The following is a 4479-nucleotide window of genomic DNA, read 5'->3' on the forward strand; positions in this document are numbered from 1 at the left end:
AGCAAGTGACTGTTAATCACTGGGTCGTTGGTTCGAGTCCAACTCGCGGAGCCAGTACACGAAAACCCCGGCCTTGGCGTCGGGGTTTTTCGTTAGAGCAGCTTGACGCTCTCACCAACGACTCCGTCGTTGGTTGTCAGGCCCGTCCAGGGGCCTGACCCTCCGCTGCGCTACGGGCTCCGGGGCTCCGCCCCTCCGCTCGGCCTTGTTCCGGACACGGCCGTCGAGTCCAACTCGCGGAGCCAGTCCACGAAAACCCCGGCCTTGGCGTCGGGGTTTTTCGTTAGAGCAGCTTGACGCTCTCACCAACAACTCCGTCGTTGGTTGTCAGGCCCGTCCATGGGCCTGACCCTCCGCTTCGCTACGGGCTCCGGCGTTACACGCCTCCGCGCGGCCTTGTTTCGGGCAAGGCCTTCGAGTTCTCGATACCCAGGGCGTTTCAGTCCGCATCCTAGCCCAGCAATGATTCGACACTACTGAAACGGTAAGCTGGCAGTGAGGAGCGGTACCAATACCTGGGCCGGAAGATGACAAAGAGCAAGTACACCAACTGCTTCAAGGCCTACGACATTCGTGGCCGCGTGCCAGACGAGCTGAACCCAACGGTCGCCTATCGTCTGGGCCTGGCCTACGCGCAGCGCTTCGAGCCCGTCAGCGTGGCACTGGGTTGCGACATCCGCCATTCCAGCCGCTCGCTGCTGGAGGCCATCGCGCTGGGCTTGAACCATGGCGGCAGCCGGGTCACCGACATCGGCTACTGCGGCACTGAAGAGATCTACTTTGCCGCCCAACAACCCGGCTGCGACGGCAGCATCATGATCACCGCCAGCCATAACCCGGCTGACTACAACGGCATGAAACTGGTGCGCGGCGGCGCCATCCCCATCTCGGGCGACAGCGGGCTGCGGGAGCTGGAGGCCACCGTGTACGCCTCCGCTGCCGAACCCAGCGGCACCCCAATGATGACGCGGGACTATCTGCGGCCGCGCTATACACGCTTCCTGCTCGAATTCATCGCCAATCGGACCATCAAGCCACTGCGTGTGGTCGTGAATGCGGGCAACGGTACCGCGGGCCTGGTCATCGACGCTCTGGAGCCACATCTGCCACTGGAGTTCATCCGCGTCCACTGCGACCCGGACCCCGATTTCCCCAACGGCATCCCTAACCCGCTGGAACCTAACAACCGCCAGGCCACCATCGATGCCGTCAAGCAACACGGCGCGGACTTCGGTGTGGCCTGGGACGGCGACTTCGACCGCTGCTTCTTTTTTGACGAGAACGGCCGCTTCATCGAGGGCTACTACATCGTCGGCCTGCTCGCCAAGGCGCTGCTGGAGGAAGTCCCCGGCGCCAGCATCATTCACGACCCGCGCCTGACCTGGAACACCATCGACGAAGTCACCGCCGCCGGTGGTCGCCCGGTGCAGTCCAAGACCGGGCACGCCTTCATCAAGGAGCGTATGCGCGCCGAAGATGCCCTCTACGGCGGCGAGATGAGTGCGCACCACTACTTCCGTGCCTTCGGCTACTGCGACAACGGCACCCTGCCCTGGCTGCTGGTCGCAGCGCTGATCTCGGAAAAGGGCCAGCCCCTATCCGAACTCGTCGACGAGCGCATGCGTCTATTCCCAGCCAGCGGCGAGATCAACCGCACCGTGGCCGACAGCGATGCCACGCTCGCGATGCTCGAGAAGGAATACGGCGAAGGCGCCATCAACATCGACCACACCGACGGCCTCAGCGTGGAATTCGCGGAATGGCGCTTCAACGTGCGTGCCTCGAATACCGAGCCACTGCTGCGCCTCAACGTCGAATCGCGCGCCAACGAGGCCCTGATGCAAGAAAAAGCCCAGGAACTCTTGGCCATGATCGAATCCGAAAGCTCCTGACCCACACAAAGCCCCCTACACCTGCTGTCCCCTCTCCCAAAATGGGAGAGAGTGGCCCGGAGGGCCGGGTGAGGGCCTAACAAGTATTCTCCGACGCAGCAACCACCAACACGCCACAACACCCACCATGCCCACCCTAGTCCCCGTCCTCCTGGCCGGCGGCACCGGCACCCGCCTGTGGCCCCTGTCCCGTGAGGGCTATCCCAAGCAATTTCACAAGCTGATCGGCGATCACACCCTGCTGCAGGCCACGGCCTTGCGCGCCGCCAAGCTCGACAACGCCGCCCCCATGGTGGTGATCTGTGCGGACCGGCACCGCTTCCTGGTCGCAGAGCAATTGCGCGAAATGGGCATCGACAACGCCGTCATCATCCTGGAGCCAGAAGGCCGCAACACCGCCCCGGCAGCCATCATTACCGCCCTCTTCGCCAGCCAGCAGCACGGCGAGGACGCCCAGGTCTTCCTGATGAGCGCCGACCACGCCGTGGCGGATGAAGCGGCCTTCTGCAGGGCGGCTGCCACCGCCACCCAGGTTGCCGCCAGCGGGCGCATCGTTACCTTTGGCATCAAACCGACCCGCGCCGAAACGGGCTACGGCTACCTGAAGCGCGGCGCCGCTCTGGAAGAAGGTGGCTTTGCCCTGGAAGCCTTCATCGAAAAGCCGTGCCTGGAGGACGCGCAGCGCTACATCGCGGATGAAGCTTATGCCTGGAACGGCGGCCTGTTCCTGTTTTCCGCGCAGCATCTGCTGAACGAGGCCAAGGCACTGGAACCAGAGATGTTGAGCGCCTGTGAGGCTGCCCTGAAAGAGGCCAATCGGGATCTCGACTTCCTGCGCCTGGACGCCACCGCCTTCGCTGCGGCCCGCTCGGATTCCATTGACTACGCCATCATGGAAAAGACCCGCAGCGCGGGCCTGGTACCGATGGATGCGGGTTGGGACGACATCGGCTCGTGGAGCTTCCTCCAGAAACTGCCAGCCGACGAACACGGCAACGTCAAACACGGCGACGTGCTGATCGAGGACAGCCGCAATACCCTCGTCCACGCTAGCAGCCGGCTTGTCGCCGCCGTGGGGATGGACGACCACCTCATCGTGGAAACCAAGGACGCCGTACTGGTCGCCCCCACCGACCGCGCCCAGGACGTACGGCGCATCGTCAAGCAACTGCAACTCAACAAGCGAGCCGAAGCCGAATTGCATCCGCGCGTATTGCGCCCCTGGGGTAGCTACGAATCCATTGCCGAAGGCGAGCGCTTTCAGGTGAAGCGCATCGTGGTCAAACCGGGCGAAAAGCTCAGCCTGCAGATGCACCACCACCGCGCCGAGCATTGGATCGTGGTCCGCGGCACGGCCCGTGTTACCTGCGGGAACGAAGAAAAACTCGTTACCGAAAATCAGAGCGTCTACATCCCCCTCGGTACCGTGCATCGCCTGGGCAACCCCGGGCAACTCCCCTTGGAACTCATCGAAGTGCAGTCCGGCGCCTATCTCGGCGAGGACGACATCGTGCGCTTCGACGATGTCTACGGTCGAACCAAGCCAGCCAACTAATTCCCCACGTCGAACAACTCCCGCTCCAGCTTTTCCCAAGCTAATGCGGATACACACGAGCAGGCCCAAATTGGTCTCGTAAGGGCAAGCCGTCCACCAAAGCGCTCAGGGTATGATTCGAAGATCTGTGAATGAAAAAAATCCAAGCGCCACCTGAACGATGAAGATTCTTGTCACTGGCGGTTGTGGTTTCATCGGTTCTGCATTGATCCGGCACTTGATGGCGCACAGCGCGCACGAAATCATCAACCTCGATGCGCTGACCTACGCGGCCACAGAGGACGCACTTGCGGAAATCCCCCGGAACGAGCGGTATCAGTTTGTCCATGGCGACATCCGCGACGTACAGACCGTGGAAAAGCTGTTCGTAGAGCACGCGCCGGATGCCGTTATGCACCTCGCGGCGGAATCCCACGTGGACCGCTCCATCGATGACGCCCGCCCCTTCGTGGAGACGAATGTCCTGGGCACACAGGTGATGCTGGACGCAGCGCTGCATCACTACCGTCGGCTTTCCGCGAGAGAGCGGAAAACATTCCGCTTCCACCACATCTCCACCGACGAGGTCTTCGGCAGCCTCGGCCCGACGGGCCATTTCACCGAAGAAACGCCCTACGCACCGCGTTCGCCCTATGCCGCGAGCAAGGCCGCATCGGACCATCTCGTACGGGCATGGCATCACACCCACGGCATGCCCACCATCATCAGCAACTGTTCCAACAACTACGGGCCTTTCCAGTTCCCCGAAAAACTCATTCCGCTGATGATCCTCAACGCGGTGGATCAACAGCCGCTACCGGTCTACGGCGCGGGCGATAACGTGCGCGACTGGCTGCATGTGGAGGACCACGCACGCGCCCTGCACCGTGTGCTCGAAAAGGGCGAGCCCGGGGCGGACTACAACGTCGGCGGCGATGGAGAGCGCACCAATCTTGAGGTTGTGGAAGCGATCTGCCGCATCATGGATGAAAGGCGGCCCGTTCACGCCCCGCATCGCGACCTGATCCGCTTCGTGACGGATCGCCCGGGGCA

At 62.7% G+C, this 4479-nt stretch carries 3 protein-coding genes; all 3 read left to right on the plus strand.

Annotation, left to right across the window (positions count from 1 at the left end):
* Positions 1-527: 527 nt before the first annotated feature.
* On the plus strand, positions 528-1892 hold the full coding sequence (locus MRY84_RS04715; RefSeq protein ID WP_223056580.1) for a phosphomannomutase: 1365 nt from the start codon (positions 528-530) through the stop codon (positions 1890-1892).
* Between the two features lie 127 nt (positions 1893-2019).
* Positions 2020-3447 (plus strand): mannose-1-phosphate guanylyltransferase/mannose-6-phosphate isomerase, encoded by a 1428-nt coding sequence (locus MRY84_RS04720; protein ID WP_223056581.1) that lies wholly within the window; start codon positions 2020-2022, stop codon positions 3445-3447.
* A gap of 160 nt (positions 3448-3607) precedes the next feature.
* The coding region (rfbB, locus tag MRY84_RS04725; protein WP_291504594.1) for a dTDP-glucose 4,6-dehydratase at positions 3608-4479 on the plus strand (872 nt) is incomplete at its 3' end.

This window comes from Acidovorax sp. (assembly GCF_022763525.1).
In the GTDB taxonomy this organism is placed as follows: Bacteria; Pseudomonadota; Gammaproteobacteria; order Burkholderiales; family Burkholderiaceae_C; genus Acidovorax.

Coding starts and splice junctions, on each gene's coding strand:
- MRY84_RS04715 (WP_223056580.1), top strand. CDS start 528: ATGACAAAGAGCAAGTACACCAACTGCTTCAAGGCCTACGACATTCGT.
- MRY84_RS04720 (WP_223056581.1), top strand. CDS start 2,020: ATGCCCACCCTAGTCCCCGTCCTCCTGGCCGGCGGCACCGGCACCCGC.